We start from the raw sequence: 2,804 nt of genomic DNA, 5'->3' as shown, positions 1-2,804 counted from the left end.
CGCCGGACGTGTTCACGCCGTTCCGCAAGAAGGTGGAGCAGGCGCCGGCCCGTGACCGTTACCGAGCGCCCGAGCCGGCTCCCGACGCGTTGCCCCCGCCGCCGCCCGGCCTCGAGGTCGGTGAGATCCCGACGCTGGCCGACCTCGGCTTGGAGACCGTGCCGAAAGACGAGCGCAATGGGCTCCGCATTCGGGGTGGCGAGACGGAGGGCCTGGCCCGGCTTCACGCCTACGTCTGGGACCTGGACCGGCTGAGGACCTACAAGGAGACGCGAAACGGGATGCTCGACCCGGACGACTCGTCCAAGCTCTCGCCGTGGCTCTCGCACGGGTGCTTGTCACCGCGGCGCGTCCAGGCGGAGGTCGCCCGCTACGAGGCCGAGCGCGAGGCCAACAAGAGCACGTACTGGCTCACGTTCGAACTGTTGTGGAGGGACTTTTTCCGCGTCTACGGGACGAAGCACGGCGACCGCCTCTTCTGGCCCTCCGGCCCCAAGGGCGCTCAGGGCGTCTCGACGCGGCTGGACCGCGCTCACTTTCTCGCGTGGCGCGAGGGCCGAACCGGGCTCCCACTCGTGGACGCGTCGATGCGCGAGCTCAACGCGACCGGGTTCATGTCCAACCGGGGACGGCAGAACGCGGCGAGCTTCCTGGTCAAGCACCTCGACCTCGACTGGCGCGCCGGCGCGGCCTACTACGAGGCGATGCTGATCGACTACGACGTGACGAGCAACTGGGGCAACTGGGCCTACGTCGCGGGCGTGGGCTCCGACCCTCGAGGACGGTACTTCGACGTCGAGCTCCAGCTCAAGAAGTACGACCCGGAGGCCGCGTTCGTGACACACTGGGTCCCGGAGCTCGCAGGGCTGCCCTCGCACTTCGCGCGCGAGCCGTACCGCATGACGCCGGCCCAGCAGGAGCAGCACGGCGTGACCCTAGGGGAGGACTACCCCGAGCCGATCATCGACTACCACCGCGTCACGGACAAGCTGCGGTCGGCCTCGAGGCCGGGGCGAGATCAGCGCGGAACGAAGGGTGGCGGACGTCCTCGAGGGCGAAAGAAGCGCCGGTAGGCCGGTCTCGAGCACGCGTGACGCGGGGCATGGTGGTTTCGGGTACCGGAGGGAGAACCCTCCCTGCCCACCATGATTCTTCGCTTCGCACTCCTCGCCGCCCTCGCGCTCGGTCTCGCCCTCGATGCCTCCGCCCAGATCACGCTCCGCGCGGACCAAGCCCTCCCGTACCTCGAGGGAACCAACACGCTCATCAGCTACGAATCGGCCGACGACGGATCGCAAGAGGCGGCCATCACGGCACTCATCGCACAGTCCGGTCCGAACCAGACGTGGGACTTCTCAGGGATCGCCCAGTTGGTCGGAGAGGGGATCGCGACCACGACGGAGGGCGCCACCGGACCGGGACAAGGCGTCTCGCCCTACGATCAGGCGACGAGGTCCTACGAACTCGTCCTTCCACCTCAGGCAGACGAGGACGGGAACGTCATTTCGGGGACCGTTTACGGCTACGTCCGCCTCGACGGTGACGGCCTCTACAACCTCGGCATCGTCCTCACGTCCGAGTTTGACGGTCAACAGTTCTCGTTGGCAGCCGCGAATCTTCCCGACGGCTCGCTGGTCGCCCCATCGACGTTCACGTTTGGAAGCTCGTGGGAAAGCACGTTCGTCTTCTCGAACGAGTTGTTCGGCAACGCCAACACCCGGCATGAATACGAGGTCGACGAGTGGGGCACGCTGATCGTGCCCGGCGGCATCTCTGCGCCGGCCTTGCGCGTCAAGTTGACCGACACCAACCTCGATGACGGGAGCGTAGACGTGAGCTACGAGATCCGCACGGCCGGCGCCCTCGCGGCCAACCTCGACCCTGACGAGTTCGGCCTCGGCTCGACCGCGTCCCTCACGATCGTCACGTCGGGCGGCGGATCGACGAACGTCAGCGACGGCCCTGACGACGGCTTCGAGGTCGGCGCCCCGTGGCCGAACCCGGCGCGCGCGTCGGTCGCCCTCGAGGTGACGGCTCCCCAGGCCGGAGCGGCTCGCGTCGCCGTCTACGACGTGCTCGGACGGCAGGCCATCGCGACGACCTCGAGGACGGTCCCGGCGGGCACCTCGCGCGTCGACCTCGACACGAGCGATTTGCCGGCTGGCGTCTACGTGATTCGCGTCGAGGTCGAGGCCCGGTCGTTCGCCCGGTCGCTGACCGTGGTCCGGTAACGCCGTGGTCCGGTAACGCGCTCGGGTCGGCCTCGAGGGCGGGACGCGAGCAGTGCGGACCGAACAGTGGAGAGCGTCCTCGAGGACGAACAAATCCAAGACGGGCCGACCTCGAGGACGGCTGATCCCTGGTGCGACGATTTCAAGTATCGGGGGAGAACCCTCCCTGCCCGCCATGCTCTTTCGATTCGCCCTCCTCACTGCTCTTGCCCTCGGGTTCGCCCTCGAGGCCTCCGCCCAGATCACGCTCCGCGCGACCGACCCGGTCATATACCTCCAGGGTGAGAGCCGCGTGGTCTCGGCCGAGATCGCGAACGAAGACGGGAGGGACACCGCGGCCATCAACGCGCTCGCCGCGCAGGCCGGCCCGAACCAGACGTGGGATTTCACGGGCCTCAACGTGACGCTGGAACTCGCCGGAACGGCCACGGGCCAAAGCGGCGCGGTCGGACCGGTCGCCTCGGAAACTCCGTTCAACGCCGCGACGCAGACCTTCGAGTTCTCGCTCGGCGCGGAGCAAGACGGCGAGTCGATCCTCTTCGAGGGCTTCAGCTACGTCGAGCTCCGGTCGGA

General features: G+C 68.2%; 3 protein-coding genes. All 3 read left to right on the top strand.

Translation table 11 applies throughout. The annotated features are described in order from the left end of the window. Positions 1-1,073 (top strand): DASH family cryptochrome (locus WBA11_RS19185; RefSeq protein ID WP_424522233.1); only part of this gene is annotated, 1,073 nt, incomplete at its 5' end. Positions 1,074-1,145: 72 nt separating this feature from the next. Continuing rightward, positions 1,146-2,231 carry a T9SS type A sorting domain-containing protein gene (locus WBA11_RS19180; RefSeq protein WP_424522232.1) on the top strand — a complete coding sequence of 362 codons (1,086 nt, stop codon included), beginning with the start codon at positions 1,146-1,148 and terminating at the stop codon, positions 2,229-2,231. A 175-nt stretch (positions 2,232-2,406) separates the two neighbouring features. Next, positions 2,407-2,804: hypothetical protein (locus tag WBA11_RS19175; protein ID WP_424522231.1), on the top strand; the 398-nt coding region annotated here is incomplete at its 3' end.

The organism is Rubrivirga sp. (assembly GCF_049648075.1).
Classification (GTDB): Bacteria; Bacteroidota; Rhodothermia; order Rhodothermales; family Rubricoccaceae; genus Rubrivirga.
This window is presented reverse-complemented; position numbering and strand designations above follow the sequence as displayed.